Source organism: Actinomyces provencensis, from assembly GCF_900155435.1.
GTDB classification, from domain to species: domain Bacteria; phylum Actinomycetota; class Actinomycetes; order Actinomycetales; family Actinomycetaceae; genus Pauljensenia; species Pauljensenia provencensis.
Map to the genome: position 1 here is coordinate 930,952 of NZ_LT700212.1, position 20,103 is coordinate 951,054.

Sequence of the window (20,103 nt, forward strand, 5' to 3'; positions counted from 1 at the left end):
TCCCGCTATAACTGCTTCTCGATCTCATTCTTACGCCGATAGGCCCACTCGTAGGTGCCGCTTCCGTCGCCACTGTCGACGCGTTCGAGCCTCTTGTACTGGACGAAGGTGAAGGCGTCGTGCGCTTGGTCCCAGTAGAGGAGGTCGACGCCGAGTTCTTCCTCGATGGGCTTCTTGTTGACGGACATGACCAGTAGCTTCCGCTGTCCGTCTCGGTCCTCGAACACCGCAAGGCTCGCCGCTCGTTGGTTGGCGATGAGCTTGCCATCGAAGCGCTGAATATCAAGCGGCAGCAGTTCCTCTTCCATATCTCGTTCGTAACCAGCGTTCAGCACGGTGTCGAGGAGAGTCTCTTTCTCCTCCACGCTGGGTGGCTCGCTAAAGGCATCTGCAGGGAGCGGAACTTCGGCAATCTGCGAAGCCAACAGGACGGCGTCTCGTGCCTCGACTCTCGACTGCTGCACGTCATCATTGAACGTGCGCGGTTCTCTGAACACTGAGTCCAGCCAGGGGTCGACCGTCGGATCGAACTGCCTGAGATATTCCAGGAGAGCCCTAGCTGTAGGGCCGTCAAGTCGGCGGGCGTAGAAATGTTGCGGCATCGACGGTATCGAGACTGCCTGCTCTCGCAACTGCCCGAGATCGAGAGGTGAGAGTAGGCGGAGGATTGGCGACAAGGTCGCACGTAGCGTTCCGCTCGCAATCCCTGCGACCCCGCGCGTGACAGCCAAACCGATCAGGAACTCCCCGGGGCCGAGTTCTTCATCTCCCTCGCGGACGATGGCGCAGAGGGAACCCACAGTCGGCGTGGATTCCTTGTCGAACGCTTCGCTGATCTTCTCGGCACTCAGGTAGCTGATCCGATTCGCGCCCTTCGCGTGCACGACATACATCACTAGGGGCTTCACTGTCTTGGCGCTTCCCCTCATCCCCCGATCTTAGGCGGGGCCCTCGGCACGCCGTGGGCATGCGGTGCACCTGGCTGGCAAGTCCGGCAAGTGCCGGTCCATCAGCAGAAGGAGCCCATCGTGTTCGACCTCGCCACCGTCCTCCTCGCCGCACCCGTCGTGGTGCCGATGGACATCAACATCGACCCCAACTCTGATGGCCTGCCCGGCATCGCGCAGCTGCGGACCATCGTCGGCGCCGTCATGACGGTCGGCCTCATCCTCTCCGTCCTCGCCCTCATCATCTCCGCGATCGTGTGGGGCTTCGGCGCCAACTCCTCCAACCCCCACCTCGCGGGCCGGGGGAAGGTCGGCGTCCTCGTCTCCTGCGGCGCCGCCGTCATCTGCGGGGCGTCGGTGACGCTCATCAACTTCTTCTGGAACGTCGGCCAGCAGGTCTGACCCGCCCACGCGATCGAGCAAGGAAAGCGGGTCTTGTGATGGGTGTCTGCGACGTCCCTGTCATCTCCTCCGTGTGTGACGCGGTCGGTGAAGGTGCGGCCAGTCTGGTGGCGGCGCCGTTCGACTGGCTGGCCCAAGCGATGGGCGCTGCGGCCGGGTGGCTGTTCGAGGCCGTGTGGGCGGTGTTCGACACCACCACCCTCGTGGATGTCACCAGCGACGAGTACGTGGCGGTCTACAACATCCTCTTCGGCATCGCCGTATTCGTGATGCTGATCTTCTTCTGCCTCCAGCTCATCACCGGCCTCATCCGCCGCGACCCCACCGCACTCTCCCGCGCCGCGTTGGGGTTGGCGAAGTCCGTGCTGGGGTCGTTCGTGGTCATCACGCTGACCGCCTTGTTGTTGGAGATCGTCGACCAGCTCTGCGTCGGGATCATCCAGGCCGCCGGGGAGACCACCGAGAGCATGGGCGACAAGATCGCCCTGCTCGCCGCCGGCCTGGTCGGCATCAACATCGCCGCCCCCGGCGTCGGGGCGATCATCACGATCTTCCTCGCCGGCCTCGCCATCGCCGCCGCCGCGATCGTCTGGCTGAGCCTGCTGGTGCGCAAGGCGCTGCTGCTGGTGGCGATCGTATTCGCCCCGCTGGCGTTCTCCGGCGCATCGTGGGACGCCAGCCGGGGGTGGATCAGCAAGTGGGCCATGTTCGTCATCGCCCTCATCTGCTCCAAGCTCGTCCTGGTCGTGATGTTCCTCGTCGCCATCACCCAGGTCAGTGCGCCGATCGACGGGGACCTGGCCTCGGTGGCCGACCCGATCGCGGGAATCGTGCTCATGGCGATGGCCGCGTTCGCGCCCTATCTGACGTACAAGTTCATCGCGTTCGTCGGGTTCGACATGTACCACGCCATCGGCTCCGAACAGGACGCCAAGAACGCCCTCAACCGTCCCGTCCCGGTCCCCTCCAAGCCCGGCGGCAACGGCGGTAGCGAGCCGAAGAAGGTCCTCGACGGCAACGACGGTGGAGGCGACGGGGGCGGTGGGAAGAAACCGCCGGAGCCGAAGAACCCTGCACCAGCGTCCTCCAGCGGCACCGCCGGCGCAGGCGGCAAGACCGCCGCCGGCAGCTCCGCAGGAGCCGGTGCCGGTGGCGGGGCCGGAGCGGGCGCTGGGGCCGGCGCGGGTGCGGCGGCTGGCCCAGCCGCGGCCGCGGTGGTGGCCGCGAAAGTCGCCAAAGACGCCGCCACCGCCGGTCCCAAGGCCGGCAAGACCCTCGGTAACCAGGGCGAGAGCGCCGCCGACTCCGCGGGCCAGACCGGCACCACCCCGCCGCCCGCCCAGGCACCCCCGCCCTCGACCCCGGCACCACAGACACCCTCGGCAGGCCCATCGGCGCCGGAGTCGCGTCCGCCGAAGCAACCACCGCCGCCGGCGCCGAAGCCGACCGGAAAGGAGTGAGCCGCCATGTCCGCAAAGCAGAACGAACCCGCCGCGTCGTCGGGCGAGCTGGTGCCGGTGAAGTTCTCCCGCCTCACCCGCCGCGGCGTGCTCCTGGGGCTGTCGCTGGCGCAGCTCATCACCCTCGCCATCGGCATCCTCTCCATCGTCGGCGCGCTTTACGCAGGCGGCGGCATCCTGCTCGCCTACACCGCCCCCATCTGGGTCGTAGCGGCCTGCATGACGTGGATACCGGTGGCGGGCCGTCCGGCGGTGGAGTGGCTACCGGTCGCGTGCTGGTGGCTGTGGCGCACCACCGGCGGCCAGCTCCTCTACCGACGCCGGGTGGTCAAGCCCCGACCGGTAGGGACACTCGCGCTACCCGGCGACCAGGCGCGGTTGCGGGAATACACCGACCCCGAAACCGGGGCCGGAATGATCCACGACCCCACCGCCAACACGCTGACCGTGGTCTGCGAGGTCACGCATCCCGCGTTCGTGCTCCTCGATCCCGGCGAGCAAGAACGACGCGTCACCTCCTGGGGCCGCGTCCTCGCCACCGTCTGCCGATCCGGCCGCATCGCGACCTTGCAGGTGCTGGAACGGACGCTGCCGGACTCCGGCACCGGACTCGCGGAATGGTGGGCCAGCCACGGCACCGCCGACGACACCTGGGCCGCGACCACCTACGCCGAGCTGATCGACCGGGCCGGACCGGCCGGCGAGCGACACGCGACCACCCTGTCGCTGGCGCTGGACATGAACGCCAGCGCACGGCAGATCAGGACCGCCAGCGGCGGCCTGCGTGGCGCGGCCGCGGTACTGCGGCAAGAGATGAACACCCTGATCGCTGCCCTCCGCTCCGCCGACCTGGCACCCTCGGGATGGCTCACACCGGGGCAGATCGCGGTGATCCTCCGCAGCGCGTATGACCCGGCGATCGCCGCCACTCTCGAGCGCCACGGCCAGCTCGGCCAGTCCCTCGCCACCGCCGGCCCGGTCGCGGTCAACGAGTCCTGGTCGCGGCTGCGCACCGACTCGGCGCACCATGCGGTGCTGTGGGTCTCCGAGTGGCCGCGGTCGCTGGTGTATCCGGGGTTCCTGTCCCCGGTCCTCCTCTCCACGGGCATCCAGCGCAGCTTCTCGTTGCTGTGCACGCCGATGCGCTCCGACGCTGCCGCCCGTGACATCCGCAAGAAGAAGGTCGAACACATCTCCGACCAAGCGCAGCGAGCCAAGATCGGACAGATCGAGGACGCCGCCCAGACCGCCGAGTACCACGACGTGCTCCAACAGGAAGCCGACCTCACCGCCGGCCACGGCGTCCTGCGCTACACCGGCCTCATCAGCGTCTCCGCCCCCACCGTGGAAGAACTCGACGCGGGCGTGGCGGCGATCGAACAGGCCGCCATCCAAGCCTCCTGCGAGACCCGCCTCCTCGTCGGCCAGCAAGCCGCCGCGTTCACCGCCGCCGCCCTCCCGCTCTGCCGCCGCATCTGACCCCGGCCCGTGCGTGGGAGACGTGGCGCACCTGACCGGTGGCCTCCGAATCGCGGGGGTGCTCGCCCGCGTCCAGGGAGGCTGTCATGCCCACGTTCCACGACCCACTCGCCGATGCCGCCGAAGTATCCGAGGCGATGCGAGGTCTCGCCCACGCATCCCGTGTGTTCGATGACCCGGCCGACACCTACACCGTGTTCGGCGACCTCACCGCGACCATGCGGTCACTGCGGCAGGTACTCGACCAGCTCGCCGCCACCCACCTCGCTCACCGAGACCGGGCACACCACGATGACGGCGACCACCTCGCCGGAGACCGCTCCGCGCTCGGCGCCGCCGACGAGCTGCACCAGGCCGGCACCCTGCTCAACCAGGCCCACGACCACCTCAACGCCGCGTTCTCCCACTCCGGGCGCATCGCCTGGTACCCCGAACCCGCACAGACCGGGCTCGACCAGGACTCTCCCGCGCGTACCACCGCGGTGTCGGCAGGGACTCTGAGGCTGACGGTCTGGCCCGACGCCCCGGTGGGTGAGCACCAGCGCTACGCCTACCGGATCACTGACACCACCACCGGGCAGGAGCTGGAGGGCCGGGACCTGTTCACCGGCGCCGGCCAGCCCATCGACCCCGGCCACGCGATCCGCGACCTCGCTACCTTCCTCTCCGCCGCCGGTGAGGCCCGCCAGTACGCCCTCGACAACCCCGACAGCGAGCCCGAGCACGCGGGCCTGTTCCCCGGCTGGGCGGCAGAGGCCGCCCGCACCAACGCCGACACACTCACCGAACTCACCGAACCGACCGAGCAGACGGCTCCAGCCGAGGCGTCCCGGCCGGCCGGGCGGTGGATCAGCGTGGTGTTCCTCCAAGGCGAGGAAGCCGACAAAGTGCTGGACCTGATCGACCGCGACGGCACCGCGGCGGCGATCGAACACTTGGCCGGCTACGACTACGGGGAGGAGACCACCCAGGCGGCACTGGAGAACGGCTACGTCTACGACGAGCCCCCGACCGGAGCCCTGGACCGAGTCGTCACCGGCCAGGACGGCTACACCCTCACCTACAACCCCTTCGCCGGACACGTCAGCCTCCTCCGCGAGCACCACACCCCGCCAGCCGACGCCCTCGACGACCCCGCCGTGGAGCCGACGCGCGAGGCGATCGCCGGGATCGGTACCCCCACACCCGAGCCGGCACCGAAGCAGCAGGCGCCGTCCGAACGGTCGCACAGGGCACCCGATCCGTCCTGGTTCGAGCACCCCGGCGCCGCCGCGGTCAAGCAGTCCCGAGGACTCTCGCTATGAACGAGAGTGAGCCCGAGCGGCTGCACACCTCCGTCCTGGTCGCTCCCGCCGCCGAACGACGCCGGCTGCGCAAGCAACGCCGACAGGCCGCCGCCCGCCTCCAAGCCGAACAACGCGCAGCCGAGAAGCAGGCGGCGCGAGCGAAGGCCGAAGCCGAGAAGGCCGAACGCCGCGCAACAACCTACCTGCCCGCCGCCGGCGAACCCGGACCGGCCGCGCTCCGGTCACCGGGACGGTTCCGACTGCCCCGCCATCAAGACACGTCCGCGACCCTTGCCGGGGCGTACCCGTTCGTCGCCGAAGGCGGCCTCGGGAGTGATGGGGTGTTCGTCGGCCAGGACCTCTACTCCGGCGGATCGTTCGTCTACGACCCCTGGGTGCTCTACGCCCGAGGCATCATCACCGCACCCAACATCGTTCTGGCCGGGATCGTCGGCTCCGGAAAGTCCTCCCTCGCCAAGTCCCTCTACACCCGCAGCTTGCCGTTCGGCCGCCGCGTCTACGTCCCCGGCGACCCGAAGGGTGAGCACACCGCCGTCGCCGAAGCGGTCGGCGGCCGGGCGATCGTCTTGGGCCACGGACTTCGCACAAGGCTGAACCCTCTAGATGAAGGCCACCGGCCCTCCGGCCTCTCGGATGAGCAATGGGCCTCCACCGTCGCCTCACGCCGTCGTGACCTGATCGGTGCCCTCGCCGAGACCGTCCTGGCACGCGGGTTGACGCCGTTGGAGCACACCGCCATCGACCTCGCCCTGACCGCGACGGTGCGGGAGAACGACGTGCCGATCCTGCCCACCGTGGTCGACCACATCCTCAACCCCACCCACGACGACGATGACGACGGGCGACTGGCCGAAGACGGGCGACTCGTCGGCCACGCCCTACGCCGCCTCGTCGCCGGCGACCTCGGCGGCCTCTTCGACGGACCGTCCACCGTCGCCTTCGACCCGTCGCTACCGATGATCAGCCTCGACCTGTCGCGGGTGACCGAGAACAGCACCCTGATTTCAGTGCTGATGACCTGTTCGTCGGCGTGGATGGAGTCGGCGCTGCTGGACCCGAACGGCGGGCAACGGTGGGTGATCTACGACGAAGCCTGGCGCCTCATGTCCCACCCCGCCCTGCTCAGGCGGATGGACGCCCACTGGCGGCTGGCAAGGCATTACGGCATCGCGAACATGCTGATCTTCCACAAGCTCACCGACCTCGACAACGTCGGCGACCAGGGCTCCGCGATGCGGTCTCTCGCCAACAGCCTGCTCGCCAATGCGGAGACTCGGATCGTCTACCGGCAGGAATCCGACCAGCTCGGCCCGACCGCCGCCGCGCTCGGGCTGACCGGGACCGAACAGAAGCTCCTCCCCACCCTGGGAGTTGGGCAGGGGCTGTGGAAGATCAAGTCCAGGAGCTTCATCTCGCAGCACCAACTCCATCCCGTCGAGCTGGAACTGTTCCGGACCGATGCCCGCTACCTGGGCGGTCAGTCATGAGTGGCCGCAACCCGCTGCACCGCACCACCTCCCAGCAGCCCAACGAGACACCGGTGGTGCTGCCCCACGTCGTCATCACCGTCACCGAGAACGGCGCCCTGGACGTCACCGTCGACGGCACGCCGTTCCCGCCACCTGCCGCGGGCTCGGAGTGGACACGGGGCACCTTCGGGCCGCTGCTGGACGCGGTGACCAAGGACCGCACCATCGCCGTGCGGATCGAGGTCCGCGAGGTCGACGGGACTGTGTTCACCGACCTCATCCGCTCCCGCAAACCCACCCCACCCCCACCAACCGATGACGACACGGCCGCGCCGGGGACCCGCCGGTCACGCCGCACCAAGCACACCCCACGTCCCGTCCTGGTCGAGGTCAGCGGGGAGGGGTTCGTGCCGGGCGAGGACATCGCTGTCGCCGTCATCGTCTCCCACACCGATGCCACCGGTGCCGGGGCGGCGCGCGCCCTGCTCGACCAGCGGCGACTCGACGCCGTGCTGCCCGAGGCCGACGGTGCGGTTGAGGTGGTGCTGTATGGGCGCATCTCCGGCACCACTGTGGTCAGGCGGGTGCCGTGAGCAGCCCGCAGGGTCGGCAGACCGGGTCGTTCGGGGACGAGCTGACCAACGCCGCCCTCATCGGCCTGGTCGGGATGTTCGGCGTCGCGCTCGTCCTACGCGGCGCCGGCAGCGTGGCCGCGTTCCTCACCGGCACCGCCCCACCCGCCGCGGGGCCGGCGTCCGGGCTCGGGGTGCTGTTCAACCCCGCCGATCCCGCCGCCGCCCTCGACGCAACCGGGCTGAACCCCGTCGTCTACTGGATCGTCACCGCCGTCCTGCTCGCCGGTGTCTGTACCGGTGGCGGGTGGGTGTGGGTGCGGCTGCGCCGCCACACCCGCAAGGCCGAGACCGACCCCCGCCGCCTCGCCGGCACCGCCACCGGGCATGAGGTCGCCAACACCGCCTCCAGGAAGGCGCTGCTACGCCGCGCCAGCACACTCCGCCCCTCCCTAGAGGCTCCCGCACCGGCAGATGTGGGCTACCTGCTCGGCACCAGCCACGGCAAACAAGTCTGGGCTTCGGTGGAAGACTCGATCCTGCTGCTCGGGCCGCCACGCTCGGGCAAGGGCCTGCACGTGGTCATCAACGCCATCTTGGATGCGCCCGGTGCGGTGGTCACCACCTCGACGCGGCCGGACAACCTCACCGCCACCCTGAAAGCCCGGCAGCGCGACGGTCGGCCGGTGGGGGTGTTCGATCCCCAGCACCTCGCCGAAGGCGTCCCCTCCGGTCTGCGGTGGTCCCCGGTGCGCGGGTGTGAAGATCCGCTGACGGCGATGATCCGCGCCACCGGCCTCGCCTCTGCCACCGGACTGTCCTCCGGCGGTGTCGAGTCCGGCGGGTTCTGGGAAGGCAAGACACGCACCGCGCTGCAAGCGCTGCTGCACGCCGCCGCCCTCGACCACCGGCCGCCGGCCGAGCTGTTCCGGTGGACCCTGGACCCCTCCATCGCCGCCGAAGCCGTCGCCGTCCTCACCAACCACCCCAACGCCGCCACCGGATGGGCCGACTCCCTCGGGGCGATGATCGACTCCGACCCCAAGACCCGCGACTCCATCTGGCAAGGCGTGTCCCTCGCCCTCGGAGCACTCGCCGACCCGCGCGTCCTGGACGCCGTCACCCCACGAGCCGGCGAAGACTTCGACCCCGAAGCCTTCCTCACCCAGCGCGGCACGCTGTATCTGCTCGCAACCGGCGCAGGGGCCGGAGCGTCCGCGGCCCTGGTCGCGGCGTTCGTGGAAGACCTCGTGGAAGCCGCCCGCCGCCTCGCCGCCCGCTCACCCGGCGCCCGTCTCGACCCGCCCCTGCTGCTCGCACTGGACGAGATCGGCAACCTCAGCCCCCTGCCGTCGCTGCCGACGCTCATGGCCGAGGGCGGCGGCACCGGCATCACCTGCCTCCCTGTCCTGCAATCCCTCGCCCAAGCCCGCGAGAAGTGGGGCGACAACGCCGCCGGCGCCATCTGGGACGCCTCCATCGTCAAGATAATCCTCGGCGGCGCCTCCAACTCCCGAGACCTCCAAGACCTCAGCGCGCTGATCGGCGAACGCGACGAATACACCGACTCGGTGACCCTCGGCGACCACGGCACCCGGTCGAATCAGCGCTCCGTGCGGCGGGTGCCGATCCTGCCGCCGGACCGCATCCGGACCTTGCCGTTCGGGACCGGCGTCACCCTGCTGCGCTCCGCGCCACCGATCGTGACCGACCTACGCGCCTGGCCCACCCGCCCCGACGCCACCCAGCTCGGCAAGGACCGCTCCGCCATCGAGGCACTGCTGCGGCGCCCGGCGGCCACCTGACGCGGGGAGCCGGTCGTGCACCTGCCTGACACGAGCGGCCCAGAAACCGGTGGCCGTGCGATGTCAGGAAGGCGCTTGTCATGGCTATTCACACGCAGGAGTCGTTGTCGGGGTTCATCGCCTCGGACCCGCAGCTCACCGAGACCTCGAAGGGCGACGCGAGGTTCTACGCGCGGATCGGGCAGGAGCACTTCCGCCGCGAGGACGACGGCACCTTCACGCGGCTGGAACCCACGTTCCACGACATGGTGGCTTTCCGGGCAACCGCCGAGCGCGCCCACGAGCGGTTCGCCAAGGGCGACAGCTTCGTGGCCGAAGGCTACGTCCGCCCCTACACGAGCGAGCGCGACGGGCAGAGCGTCGAGACCGAGGAGTTCGTCGCCAAGAAGATCGGCCACGACCTGGCCCGCACCACCTATGAGGTCGACCGCAGCCGTCGCGCCGAGGCCACCGTGGACCGAAAGGCCCCCGCTCGCGAGCCCGTCGACCGGGCGGCACCCGAGCTGACCGGTGAACGGCGGCCTGCGCCGAGCACGTCAACGTCGCTGGGACTGTGAGGAACCGGCGATGGAAACGACCGCTGAGGCGCCGGAGTTCGGCGAGTCGGAACCGGACCAGTTCGACGAGGACGACTACGACGAACGGCCACAGGTCGACCCTGACCTGGTGGCCGAGCCGCCGCATCCGGTGAACTGGAACCTGCTCACCGCCGAGGAGGCCGCGGCGGAGTTGGCCGAGCTGGACCGGTGGGTGACCTGGCTGCGCCACACCTACGGCCTGACCGCAACGGTGGTGCCGCCGTTCTGGCACCGTCACTCCGAACTGGTCTGGGAGCTCTCCGCGCTGCACATCCACTGGCTGTGCGCCTACGACCCCGAGCAGAACGGGTCCGCACCCAGCGGCTGGCACCGCGACTTCGCCGACACCCGCGCCCGGCTGCGGGACTGGGTCGCCGCCTCCGGCACACGCCTGGACCGCGACCGCCCCACCCGGCAGACCTCCTGGCCCGGTGAAGACCCCGGACCTGCGATCGAGGACGTCGTGATCGCCGACCGCGACGAGGACTTCCGGGCGTTCGTGAACGCCGACGTCGCAAGGCGGCAGGAAGCCGAGGACGCCTTCTACGCCGAGCTGGCCACAGGTGACCACGATGAGCGAGCCAGTTGAACGCGGCGTCGGCATCGTCGAGCCGCTGTGGTGCGCCCGGGAGGTCGCGCAGTACCTGAACGTCTCCCAGGCCACCCTCTCGCGCTGGCGGCGCGAACGCATCGGCCCGCCCTTCCTTCAGGTCGGCGGCGTCTCCCGCTACAACCCGGTCTCAGTGCGGGCCTGGGTGCGCGAGCAGGAGAACGCCCATGGCTGATCCCCGCAAACACCGCATGCCGCCGGTCGGGGTGCGGCTGACCACCGACGTCGAACGCCGCGTCGACGGGTTCCGCGCACGCGTGCGATGGACCGACCCCTCGACCAAGAAACGTGTGGGCCGGGTCAGCCACGTCCGCACCACCGAGGAGGTCGAGGAGTTCTTCGATCAGATGCGCAAGGCCACCGAGACCGGCACCGACTCCACCGTCACCCTCACCGCGTACGCCGCCTCGATCGGCGACCGCTGGCAACGGGGCCTGGACCCCACCTCGACCGCCGAGCTGTACGACACCGGGCTCCGGCTCCGCGTGCTGCCCGCGCTCGGGCACGTGCGGGTCACGAAGATCACCGCAGGGATGATCGACCGCACCATCGACGCCTGGGAAGCCGAGCACTCCGCCTCCACGATCAAGAACTCCATCGCCCCGCTCGTGCGCGTCTTGGACGAGGCCGTCCGCGACGACATCATCTCGATCAACCCCGCCAAGCATCGTGCTCGCCGCAACCTCGGCAAGCACGTCACCCACACCACCGGGGCACTGCGCCAATACGCGCTCCCGGACCTCGCCACACTGCGGAAGCTCGCAGGCGCGTGCGCGCAGGTGCACCAGTCATACTCCGATCACGTCATGCTCGCAGCCCTCCTGGCCGCACGCGGCTCCGAAGTCGCGGGCCTCCGCGCAGGGGACGTGGACTGGGACAACCACATCGTCTGGATCAGACGCCAGCACTACCCCGGCCGCGGGGGCCTGGTCATCAAACAGACCAAAGGCCGAAGAGACCGCCCTGTCCCGATGCTCGACGCCCTCGAACCCGTCCTGGAACGCCTCACCGCCGGCAAGCGCCCCGACGACCCACTCCTGCGCGGACCCCGCGGAGGCGTCCTAACCACCGCGACCGTCCGCGACGCGACCCACTGGGATGACCTCGTCAAACGCCTCGGATTCGGCAACCTCACCCGGCATGGCCTCCGCCACACCGGGGCGACCTGGATGGCGGACGCCGGCATCGCCCTGCACGTCCTCCAAGAGATCCTCGGGCACCAGTCGATCGAGACCACCAAGGGCTACCTCCACCCTGACCACCGGCACCTTGCCGAAGCCGCCCGGCAAGCCAACCAGTTCCTCTCCACAGCACCCGCCAGGAAGGACGCCAACCGCCGCGACGGACCCCGCCTGTGAGCACCCAGAACCGACGCTCCGACCCTCCCGAAATAGGGCCGGAGCAGCCCCCTGCCCGCAGGTTGGTCCACCTCATGGGCACCTCTTGGTCCACTCCAGCAGCGTCGGCGCCGAACGCGAGTGGTCCACTTCACCGGCGGGCAGATCACCTGAATCGGTCGAGTGGACCAGGCAGTAACCACGTCCAGATACGACGAAGCCCTGGTGAAAGTTGCCTCTCACCAGGGCTTTTTGTCGGGATGACAGGATTTGAACCTGCGACCCCTTGACCCCCAGTCAAGTGCGCTACCAAGCTGCGCCACATCCCGTTGTTTAGTTTTCGGACCGTCCCGCTGCTCTAACTCACTTGACCCCCAGTCAAGTACGCTACCAAACTGCGCCACAGCCCGTCGTCGCTGCTCCCGCGGCGACTGGAACATGCTAGCCCACCTGCCCGTCCGGGTGCCAATCGCCAGGAGCGAGCTGGACCACATGCCCGGCCCGGACGGGGAACACCGTGCCCTCCGGGAGCGATGAGGAGGGCAGAGGACCAGCTCGCAGTCGTGCGGCACCGGTCGCGGCGACGCGATAGCCTCGGGAGATGATCAACCACAGGTACCTCGGCAACTCAGGACTCAGGATCAGCGAGCTCACCCTCGGCAACTGGGTGACGGCGGGCGGGCAGGTCGGGCGTGACCGCGCCGTGGAGGTCGTCCAGGCGGCCCTGGACGCGGGAATCACCACATTCGACACCGCGGACACCTACATGAACGGCGCGGCCGAGTCGATCCTCGGTGAGGCCCTGCACGGTCAGCGGCGCGCCTCCCTGGAGGTCTTCACGAAGGTGTACTTCCCCACCGGTCCGAAGGGCCCCAATGACACCGGGCTCTCACGCAAGCACATCATGGAGTCCATCGACGCCTCCCTGCAGCGCCTGCGCACCGACTACGTCGACCTCTACCAGGCCCACCGTTACGACCACGACACGCCGTTGGAGGAGACGATGCAGGCCTTCGCCGACGTCGTGCGCGCCGGCAAGGCCCTCTACATCGGGGTGTCGGAGTGGACGGCGGATCAGTTGCGAGCGGGTCATGCGCTCGCCCAGGACCTCGGGATCCAGCTGATCTCCAACCAGCCCCAGTACTCCGCCCTGTGGCGGGTCATCGAGGGGGAGGTCATCCCCACCAGCCGCGAGCTGGGCATCTCCCAGATCGTGTGGTCCCCGTTGGCCCAGGGGGTCCTCACGGGCAAGTACCGCCCGGGTGCGGCCGTCCCGGAAGGGTCGCGCGCCACCGACCACAAGGGTGGGGGCAGCCGCTTCATCGAGCGTTTCCTCACCGAGGACATCCTGCTCGCCGTCCAGCGCCTGGAGCCCATCGCCGCCGGGCAAGGGCTGACAATGGCGCAGCTCGGGCTGGCGTGGGTGCTGCACAACGACGCAGTGGCCGCGGCACTCATCGGTGCCTCGCGCCCCGAGCAGGTCGCCGAGAACGTCCGTGCCTCCGGCGTGGAGCTCGACGGCGCGACCATGGCCGCCATCGACGAGGCCCTTGCACCGGTGGCGATCACCGACCCGGCCGAGACGGAGAAGGTCTCCCCGCGCCACCGACTGGTCTGAGGCCGGCGGGGCCGCCCTCGTGGGCGCCAGGTCCTCCCCCGTGGGGCACCCGGGCACGCCACCCGCTGCTGCGTTCCGATGGTGGGGGTGCCGGGCGGCTCCGCCTGCGTGCCGGAGCACGACGGGCTCACGCGCGAGGGAGGGCGGACTTCGAGCCCCGAACAGAGCGGACTTCGAGCCCCGAACAGAGCGGACTTCGAGCCCCGAACAGAGCGGACTTCGGCAGGGGGAGGTCAGGCGGGGGTGCGCTCGGTGAGGTCCTGGTCGACGAGGGCGAGGACGGCGTCCACGACCTGGTCGATCCCGAGACCGGAGGAGTCGATGACGTCCACACCGGGTGCGGGCTCCAGGAACTCCGAGACCGTGGAGTCGGCGGCGTCGCGGTCCTCGACCTGACGCCTCGTGGCCTCCAGGTGTTCGGCCGACTGGTCCCCGTAGAGCTCCTGGGTGCGGCGGCGCAGACGCGCCTGCGGGTCCGCCAGGAGCAGGACACGCACGTCCGCGTCGGGGCACACGACCGTGGTGATGTCGCGACCCTCCGCGATCATGCCGGAGCCGGCCTCCCGGGCGGCCAGCATGCGCCTGCGCTGCTCGCGCGCCATCCAGTGGCGGACCGGGATGTTCGTGGACACTGCCGTGACCGCCTCGGAGATGCGTGGGGTGCGGATCTCACGGGTGATCTCGACACCACCGACGACCACGTGGGGATCCAGGGGGTGGGAGTCCATCTCCAGGGGCAGGGAGTCCGCGGCTGCCGCCACCGCGTCCTGGTCACCCAGGTCGATGCCGCGGTCCAGCACGAACCAGGTGAGGGCCCGGTACATGGCACCGGTGTCCAGGTAGCCGATTCCGAGGTCCAGGGCCACCCGCTTGGAGACGGTCGACTTCCCCGATCCTGCGGGACCGTCCACGCCGATGGTGATCCCCACCCGGGCGATGAGTTCCCTGCGTCTCTCCTGGTCCACTGCGTGGTCCTTCCTCGTACGTCGCGGCCCCTGCGGCCGCCGTGTCCTCGTGTGCCGTGGGGACGGGGCAGCGCCCCTCCCTCACTCCCGCCCGGTCCGTTCCCCGACGGGCGCGGCCGCTCAGCTGCCCTCGGAGGTGGTGTGGGCGATGATGCGCCACCCACGTCGCTCGAGCTCCACCTCGGCGTCGCGGGCACGCGCCGGGTCCACCATGAGCCGCGCCACGCCCACGCGCTGCCCGGCGGAGTGGTCCAGGGTGAGGTCCTCGATGTTGACCCCGATCTCGCCCAGCTCCGAGAAGAGTCGACCGAGCTCGCCGGGTTCGTCCGGGACGAGCACCTCGACCTCGGAGAAGCGCTGGGGGGCGCCACCGTGCTTGCCGGGGATGCGTGCCACTCCCCGGTTGCCGGCCTCCATCACCCTGTTGATGGCTCCCACGGAACCGCCTTCCAGGGGGCCCTGTTCCGCTGCGGCGTGCAGGTGGACCACCAGGTCGTCGAGATCGCCGCGCAGGGCGTCCAGGGTCTCCACGACCGGTGCTGCGTTGCCGGCCAGGATGGCCGTCCACAGACGGGGATCGGAGGCGGCGATGCGCGTGGTGTCGCGCAGTCCCTGACCCGCGAGACCCAGGGCGACGCTCGGTGCCTCGGCGAGGCGCGCCGCCAGGAGGGAGGAGACCAGTTGGGGCACGTGCGACACGAGTGCCACGGAACGGTCGTGGGTGTCGGCGTCCATCTGGAGCGGAACCGCTCCCAGGTCCGTGGCGAGGGTGCGCACTGCCAGTTCCGCCTCCGGTGCGGAGCCCTCGTGCGGCACGACCACCCAGGGCCGACCGGTGAAGAGGTCGGCATCGGCTGCTCCCGCACCGGAGCGCTCGCGCCCCGCCATCGGGTGGGAGCCCACGTAGCGGGCGGCCACGCCGGGGTCGTCCGTGAGTTCGGCCTCGTGCAGCACGTCGCGCACCACGGCCGACTTCACGGAGGCGACATCCGTGACCACTGATCCGGGGTAGTGGACCAGGGCGTCGACCACGCAGGCGCCGGCGACGTCAGGAGGTGTGGCGACGACGACGAGACGGGGTGCCTCCGTCCCCATGTGTGCCACGGGACGCCCTGCACCGACGTCCACGGCCAGCCTCTGGGAGGTGGGAGAGGAGTCGGAGAGCAGGACGTCCACCCCGGCGGCGCTCAGCGCCAGTCCCACCGAGGTCCCGAGCAGACCGGTGCCCACCACCAGCACGGGGCCGGTGGTGGCGACCGGACGCAGCGGTGCGCGCGTCACCACGGCTGCCTCACAACCCCACGCAGCCGTAGAGGGCGACGAGGGCGTTCCCCTTGACGCGTCGTGTGGTACCGGGTTGGAGGTGGTCCAGGTGGATGGGGCCCAGCTGGGTGCGCACCAGCTCGCGCACCGGGTAGCCGACCTCCTCCATGAGGCGTCGCACCAGGCGGTTGCGGCCCTCGTGCACGGTGAGCTCGACGGTGGTGACGTCCCCGAAGGTCTCCATGACGCGGAAGTGGTCGACGCTGATCGGCCCGTCCTCCAGCTCGATGCCCTGGAGCAGGGCGCGGCGCACACCGGGCTTGACCTCCCCGTGGACGCGGGCGACATAGGTCTTGGGGACCTCGTAGGAGGGGTGGGTCAACCTGTTGGCGAGCTCCCCGTCATTGGTGAGCAGGAGGAGGCCCGAGGTGTCGATGTCGAGGCGACCCACGTGGTACAGGCGCTCGGGGTAGTCCCCGACGATGTCGGTGAGGTCCGGGCGGCCCTCGGGGTCGTCCATGGTGGAGACCATGCCGACGGGCTTGTTGAGGGCGAGCACGACGTGCTTGGTCTCGTCGGTGATCACGCGGTCACCGTCGACGTGGATCACCTGGCGGGTCGGGTCGACGCGGATGCCGAGCGTCCGCACCACCTTGCCGTCGACCTGGACGCGGCCGTCGGAGATCATCTCCTCGGCGGCGCGGCGCGAGGCGATCCCGGCCTGTGACAGCACCTTCTGCAGTCGGATGCCGTCATGGACGTGCGGGTCGTTCCTCACAGTGTCTCCTCCAGGTCATGTGCGAGCCCGTCGAGCTCATCGCTCGCGGGCAGGTAGGGGGCCAGCGGCGCCAGGTCGTCCAGCGAGTCGAAGCCCATGCGTTCCAGGAAGTACCCGGTGGTGCCGTACAGTCGCGCTCCCGAGTCGGTCTCCCCGACCTCCTCGATGAGACCCCTGGCCACAAGGGTACGCACCACGGCGTCCACGTTCACCCCACGCACGTGCGAGATGCGCGACCTGGTGGTGGGTTGGCGGTAGGCGATGACCGCCAGGGTCTCCAGGGCGGCCTGGCTCAGGCGTGAGGTGTCGGCGCCCACCACGAAGCGCCCCACGACGTCCGCCCAGGCGGGAGCGGAGTAGATGCGCCATCCCCCGGCCACCTCCCGCAGGTCGAAGCCGTGGGCACGTCCGCCCTCCCCCCGGTACTCCCGGGACAGGGCGTGCAGTGCGTCCTCGACGAGGGCGGGGTCCACCCCCAGCGCCCCGGCGAGTTCGGCAGCCGGCACCGGGTGGTCCACCACCATCAGCACGGCCTCCAGCGGGGCGAACAGGCTGTGGGGGACGCGGGCGCCGCCGGCGTCCGTGCGACTCCCTGCCGCGGCACTCCCCGCCCCGGGCGCGGGGGCGTCCCGGGACGGGTCCCCGGCCCCCTGCACCAGGGCGGAGTGGTCCTCCTCGTGCTCGTGCTCGTGCTCAGGATGCTGCTGCGGCACGGTGTCCTCCCTCCGACGCCCCCGCGTCGCCCTCGTACTCGTCGACGTCGATGTCCACCGCGGCGTCGCCACCCGTCCAGGTCACGTCCAACTCACCGAGCGCCTCGTCCTGGGTGAAGGCCACCACGCGACGGCGGTAGAGCTCCAGGAGCGCGAGGAAGCGGGAGACCACCACGGCGGTGGTGCCGGCGTCCTCGACGAGCTGGTGGAAGGTGGCGCGCCCCAGGGTGCGCAGGCGGTCGGCGATCAACAGGGCCTGCTCGCGCACCGGGACCGCGGGGTCGTGCAGGTGGGCGACCTCCACGGTGGGTGGGGTGTGGGTGAGTGCCTCGGCCGCGGCCCGTGCCAGGTCACCGGGTCCCGTCATCCACACGAGCTCGGGCAGCAGGGCCGCGAAGTGGGGTTCCAGTGGGACCGAGCGGGGGAAGGCACCCGCGTGGAGGCCCAGGGTGCGCGAGACCTCGGCGGCGGCGAGTTTGAATGCCCGGTACTGGAGCAGGCGGGAGAAGAGCAGGTCCCGGGCCTCCAGGTCCGCGAGGTCCACGTCCTCCTCCCCCTCCTCCCGGGGCAGCAGGTGCGCGGCCTTCAGGTCCAGCAGGGTCGCGGCCACCACCAGGAACTCCGTCGTGCGGGAGAGGTCGGGGAAGGTGCGCATGTAGGAGATGAACTCGTCGGTGACCTCGGACAGTGCGATCTCGGTGATGTCGAGCTTGCGGCGGGAGATCAGCTGCAGCAGCAGGTCGAAGGGCCCCTGGAAGACCTCCAGGCTCACCTGGAACTGGTCGATCCTCCCCTGTCCGGGCCCGATCCCGACCTGCGTGTCACGCGACGTCACCACGGGCGACCACCTCACGTGCGAGACGTCGGTAGGCCTCCGCGCCGGGGTGCGTCGGGGCGTAGCTGGTGATCGGCTCCGTGGCCACCGAGGCGTCGGGGAACTTCACCGTGCGACGGATCCGGGTGGTGTACACGAGGTCCCCGAAGGCCTCGTTCAGCCTCTGGAGCACCTCACGGGCGTGCAGGGTGCGCGTGTCCACCATCGTCGCCACGATCCCGTCGATCTTCAGTCGCGGGTTGATGCGGTCACGCACGGTCTCGATGGTCTCCACGAGGAGTGCCACACCGCGCAGTGCGAAGAACTCCGCCTCCACGGGGACGATGACGCCGTGGGCGGCGGTGAGTGCGTTGACGGTGAGCAGACCGAGGGAGGGCTGGCAGTCGATGAGGATGACGTCGTAGTCGTCCACGACGTGTCGCAGCACGCGCGCCAGCGCCGACTCCCGGGCCACCTCGTTGACCAGCTGCACCTCCGCGGCGGAGAGGTCGATGTTCGCGGGCAGCACGTCGAGGCCCTCGGTCCCACTCGGGACGATCGCGGAGCGCACGTCGGCGCGGGAGTTCATGAGGACCGTGTAGACCGTCTGGTCCATGTCCAGGGTGTTGATGCCCAGACCCACGGAGGCGGCACCCTGGGGGTCGAAGTCGACGACGAGGACACGGCGACCGTACTCGGCGAGGGCCGCACCCAGGTTGATGGTGGTGGTCGTCTTGCCGACGCCGCCCTTCTGGTTGCACATGGCGATGATGCGGGCGGGTCCGTGACCGTCCAGTGGGGCCGGGACGGGGAAGTCCTCCTCGGTCTCGCAGGGACCGCCGTCGAGGGTGGGCTGAGCGTCGTTCGTCACGCGCCCAGCGTAGTTCATCGCCCGTCCTTTCCTGCGGATCCCACCCCGAGTGCCCGTGGATGGGAGGTGCGGTACACCTCCCGCAGGGTGAGGGCCGAGAGACGCGTGTAGACCTGCGTCGACTGCACGCTGGCGTGGCCCAGGAGCTCCTGGACGTCGCGGATACTGGCCCCTCCCTCGAGCAGGTGCGTGGCGAAGGAGTGCCGCAGCGTGTGGGGGGAGACGTGGGCGGACAGACCCGCCAGTGAGGCCACGCGCTGGACGGCCTCCCAGGCCGACTGCCGGGACAGTGGGCGACCACGCGTGTTGAGGAAGAGGGCGGGCGTCCCCCGGCCGCGCTGGGCGAGCTGGGGGCGTGCGCGCACGAGGTAGGCGTCGATGGCCTCGCGGGCGGGGCGGCCCACGGGCACGAGGCGTTCCTTGCGCCCCTTCCCGAAAAGGCGCACGACCGGCATCTCCTCCTCCAGGTCCAGGTCGTCCACCGCCAGGGAGACCGCCTCGGTGATGCGGGCGCCGGTGGCGTAGAGGAACTCCAGGAGCGCGGCGTCGCGGAGATGGACCGGGGAGTCACCCAGGTGTGCGGCGTCGAGGAGGGCCCCCACCTGGGGGACGGAGAGCGCCTTGGGGAGTCTCCCGGGCATCCGGGGGGCCTCCAGGCGGGCGGCGGGGTCGTCGGTGGTGAGCCCCTCCCGCAGGGCGAAGCGGTGGAGGCCGCGGATCGCCGCGCAGGCGCGGGCCACCGAGGACGCGGCCAGTGGACGTCCCGTGACCTCCCCCGAGCGCAGGGCCGCGACATGGCGTGCGATGTCCGCCTCGGTGACCTCCTGGAGGGAACCGGTGCCGTGGGCGCGCAGGTCGCCGAGGTAACGCGCGACGTCACGACGGTAGTTGGAGACCGTGTGGGGTGAGGCACCCCGCTCCACCCTCAGGTGGTCGAGCCAGTCCCGCGCGACGTCCTCCATGTCCTCCATGGGGGAATGCTAGGCCGCCCGCAGCCGCCCGGCGTCCGCCGCTCCGGGGACCACCCACGTGCCCGGGGGCGCGCCCTCGTCGGCACCCCTCCCCCACCCCGACCCGGGACCCCCCGGGTGGGGTGGGCGCGCGCGGGATAGAGT

20 protein-coding genes and 1 tRNA gene are annotated in these 20,103 nt (G+C 70.3%); 12 read left to right on the plus strand and 9 right to left on the minus strand.

The window, feature by feature from the left end; genetic code table 11:
• Positions 1–5 precede the first annotated feature (5 nt).
• Positions 6–929, minus strand: coding sequence for a hypothetical protein (locus BQ9890_RS04030; RefSeq protein ID WP_143226232.1), 924 nt, complete (start codon positions 927–929; stop codon positions 6–8).
• A 99-nt stretch (positions 930–1,028) separates the two neighbouring features.
• Between BQ9890_RS04030 and BQ9890_RS04035 the strand changes: the two genes are divergently transcribed.
• From BQ9890_RS04035 to BQ9890_RS04085, 11 genes are all read left to right on the plus strand, one after another.
• On the plus strand, positions 1,029–1,349 hold the full coding sequence (locus tag BQ9890_RS04035; RefSeq protein WP_075889544.1) for a DUF6112 family protein: 321 nt from the start codon (positions 1,029–1,031) through the stop codon (positions 1,347–1,349).
• Positions 1,350–1,420: 71 nt separating this feature from the next.
• Positions 1,421–2,809, plus strand: a complete 1,389-nt coding sequence (locus tag BQ9890_RS04040; protein ID WP_230298044.1) for a conjugal transfer protein TrbL — start codon at positions 1,421–1,423, stop codon at positions 2,807–2,809.
• Between the two features lie 6 nt (positions 2,810–2,815).
• Positions 2,816–4,288, plus strand: a complete 1,473-nt coding sequence (locus BQ9890_RS04045) for an SCO6880 family protein (RefSeq protein ID WP_075889548.1) — start codon at positions 2,816–2,818, stop codon at positions 4,286–4,288.
• Between the two features lie 86 nt (positions 4,289–4,374).
• Entirely contained in the window at positions 4,375–5,592 is a 1,218-nt protein-coding gene (locus BQ9890_RS16140) for a hypothetical protein (protein ID WP_230297811.1), read from the plus strand.
• Positions 5,589–7,082: an ATP-binding protein gene (locus BQ9890_RS04055; protein ID WP_075889550.1), complete on the plus strand. Its 1,494-nt coding sequence runs from the start codon at positions 5,589–5,591 to the stop codon at positions 7,080–7,082. Before BQ9890_RS16140 ends, BQ9890_RS04055 begins: the two co-directional genes overlap by 4 nt.
• Positions 7,079–7,657, plus strand: a complete 579-nt coding sequence (locus BQ9890_RS04060) for a hypothetical protein (protein WP_075889552.1) — start codon at positions 7,079–7,081, stop codon at positions 7,655–7,657. Before BQ9890_RS04055 ends, BQ9890_RS04060 begins: the two co-directional genes overlap by 4 nt.
• A complete protein-coding gene (locus tag BQ9890_RS04065) occupies positions 7,654–9,441 on the plus strand; it encodes a type IV secretory system conjugative DNA transfer family protein (RefSeq protein ID WP_075889554.1) in 1,788 nt (595 codons plus the stop codon). The genes BQ9890_RS04060 and BQ9890_RS04065 overlap by 4 nt, the downstream gene beginning before the upstream one ends.
• Before the next feature lie 80 nt (positions 9,442–9,521).
• Positions 9,522–9,998: a single-stranded DNA-binding protein gene (locus BQ9890_RS04070; protein WP_075889556.1), complete on the plus strand. Its 477-nt coding sequence runs from the start codon at positions 9,522–9,524 to the stop codon at positions 9,996–9,998.
• A gap of 10 nt (positions 9,999–10,008) precedes the next feature.
• A complete protein-coding gene (locus BQ9890_RS04075) occupies positions 10,009–10,608 on the plus strand; it encodes a hypothetical protein (RefSeq protein ID WP_075889558.1) in 600 nt (199 codons plus the stop codon).
• Positions 10,592–10,804 carry a helix-turn-helix domain-containing protein gene (locus BQ9890_RS04080; RefSeq protein ID WP_075889560.1) on the plus strand — a complete coding sequence of 71 codons (213 nt, stop codon included), beginning with the start codon at positions 10,592–10,594 and terminating at the stop codon, positions 10,802–10,804. Before BQ9890_RS04075 ends, BQ9890_RS04080 begins: the two co-directional genes overlap by 17 nt.
• On the plus strand, positions 10,797–11,987 hold the full coding sequence (locus tag BQ9890_RS04085; RefSeq protein ID WP_075889562.1) for a tyrosine-type recombinase/integrase: 1,191 nt from the start codon (positions 10,797–10,799) through the stop codon (positions 11,985–11,987). The genes BQ9890_RS04080 and BQ9890_RS04085 overlap by 8 nt, the downstream gene beginning before the upstream one ends.
• Before the next feature lie 234 nt (positions 11,988–12,221).
• Here the strand turns inward: BQ9890_RS04085 and BQ9890_RS04090 are convergent.
• A tRNA-Pro gene (locus BQ9890_RS04090) sits at positions 12,222–12,295 on the minus strand.
• Positions 12,296–12,567: 272 nt separating this feature from the next.
• On the opposite strand from BQ9890_RS04090, the gene BQ9890_RS04095 reads away from it, so the two are divergent.
• Positions 12,568–13,584 carry an aldo/keto reductase family protein gene (locus BQ9890_RS04095; protein WP_075889564.1) on the plus strand — a complete coding sequence of 339 codons (1,017 nt, stop codon included), beginning with the start codon at positions 12,568–12,570 and terminating at the stop codon, positions 13,582–13,584.
• Between the two features lie 233 nt (positions 13,585–13,817).
• Here BQ9890_RS04095 and cmk read toward each other — a convergent pair whose 3' ends face one another.
• From cmk to BQ9890_RS04130, 7 genes are all read right to left on the minus strand, one after another.
• Positions 13,818–14,549: a (d)CMP kinase gene (gene cmk, locus BQ9890_RS04100; RefSeq protein WP_075889566.1), complete on the minus strand. Its 732-nt coding sequence runs from the start codon at positions 14,547–14,549 to the stop codon at positions 13,818–13,820.
• Positions 14,550–14,669: 120 nt separating this feature from the next.
• Positions 14,670–15,830: a prephenate dehydrogenase gene (locus BQ9890_RS04105; RefSeq protein WP_230297812.1), complete on the minus strand. Its 1,161-nt coding sequence runs from the start codon at positions 15,828–15,830 to the stop codon at positions 14,670–14,672.
• 10 nt (positions 15,831–15,840) lie between these two features.
• On the minus strand, positions 15,841–16,590 hold the full coding sequence (locus BQ9890_RS04110) for a pseudouridine synthase (RefSeq protein WP_075889570.1): 750 nt from the start codon (positions 16,588–16,590) through the stop codon (positions 15,841–15,843).
• Entirely contained in the window at positions 16,587–17,141 is a 555-nt protein-coding gene (scpB, locus tag BQ9890_RS04115) for an SMC-Scp complex subunit ScpB (protein ID WP_075892695.1), read from the minus strand. The genes BQ9890_RS04110 and scpB overlap by 4 nt, the downstream gene beginning before the upstream one ends.
• Positions 17,142–17,283: 142 nt before the next feature.
• Positions 17,284–18,141, minus strand: a complete 858-nt coding sequence (locus tag BQ9890_RS04120; protein WP_078062220.1) for a segregation and condensation protein A — start codon at positions 18,139–18,141, stop codon at positions 17,284–17,286.
• A complete protein-coding gene (locus tag BQ9890_RS04125) occupies positions 18,125–19,006 on the minus strand; it encodes a ParA family protein (RefSeq protein WP_143226234.1) in 882 nt (293 codons plus the stop codon). Before BQ9890_RS04125 ends, BQ9890_RS04120 begins: the two co-directional genes overlap by 17 nt.
• Entirely contained in the window at positions 19,003–19,959 is a 957-nt protein-coding gene (locus tag BQ9890_RS04130; RefSeq protein WP_195907624.1) for a site-specific tyrosine recombinase XerD, read from the minus strand. Before BQ9890_RS04130 ends, BQ9890_RS04125 begins: the two co-directional genes overlap by 4 nt.
• Between the last annotated feature and the right edge of the window lie 144 nt (positions 19,960–20,103).

Bases quoted from the DNA above. Each gene is read 5' to 3' on its own strand.
- BQ9890_RS04030 (WP_143226232.1), bottom strand. From the start codon at position 929: ATGAGGGGAAGCGCCAAGACAGTGAAGCCCCTAGTGATGTATGTCGTG.
- BQ9890_RS04045 (WP_075889548.1), top strand. From the start codon at position 2,816: ATGTCCGCAAAGCAGAACGAACCCGCCGCGTCGTCGGGCGAGCTGGTG.
- BQ9890_RS16140 (WP_230297811.1), top strand. From the start codon at position 4,375: ATGCCCACGTTCCACGACCCACTCGCCGATGCCGCCGAAGTATCCGAG.
- BQ9890_RS04055 (WP_075889550.1), top strand. From the start codon at position 5,589: ATGAACGAGAGTGAGCCCGAGCGGCTGCACACCTCCGTCCTGGTCGCT.
- BQ9890_RS04060 (WP_075889552.1), top strand. From the start codon at position 7,079: ATGAGTGGCCGCAACCCGCTGCACCGCACCACCTCCCAGCAGCCCAAC.
- BQ9890_RS04070 (WP_075889556.1), top strand. From the start codon at position 9,522: ATGGCTATTCACACGCAGGAGTCGTTGTCGGGGTTCATCGCCTCGGAC.
- BQ9890_RS04075 (WP_075889558.1), top strand. From the start codon at position 10,009: ATGGAAACGACCGCTGAGGCGCCGGAGTTCGGCGAGTCGGAACCGGAC.
- BQ9890_RS04080 (WP_075889560.1), top strand. From the start codon at position 10,592: ATGAGCGAGCCAGTTGAACGCGGCGTCGGCATCGTCGAGCCGCTGTGG.
- BQ9890_RS04085 (WP_075889562.1), top strand. From the start codon at position 10,797: ATGGCTGATCCCCGCAAACACCGCATGCCGCCGGTCGGGGTGCGGCTG.
- BQ9890_RS04095 (WP_075889564.1), top strand. From the start codon at position 12,568: ATGATCAACCACAGGTACCTCGGCAACTCAGGACTCAGGATCAGCGAG.
- BQ9890_RS04125 (WP_143226234.1), bottom strand. From the start codon at position 19,006: ATGAACTACGCTGGGCGCGTGACGAACGACGCTCAGCCCACCCTCGAC.
- BQ9890_RS04130 (WP_195907624.1), bottom strand. From the start codon at position 19,959: ATGGAGGACATGGAGGACGTCGCGCGGGACTGGCTCGACCACCTGAGG.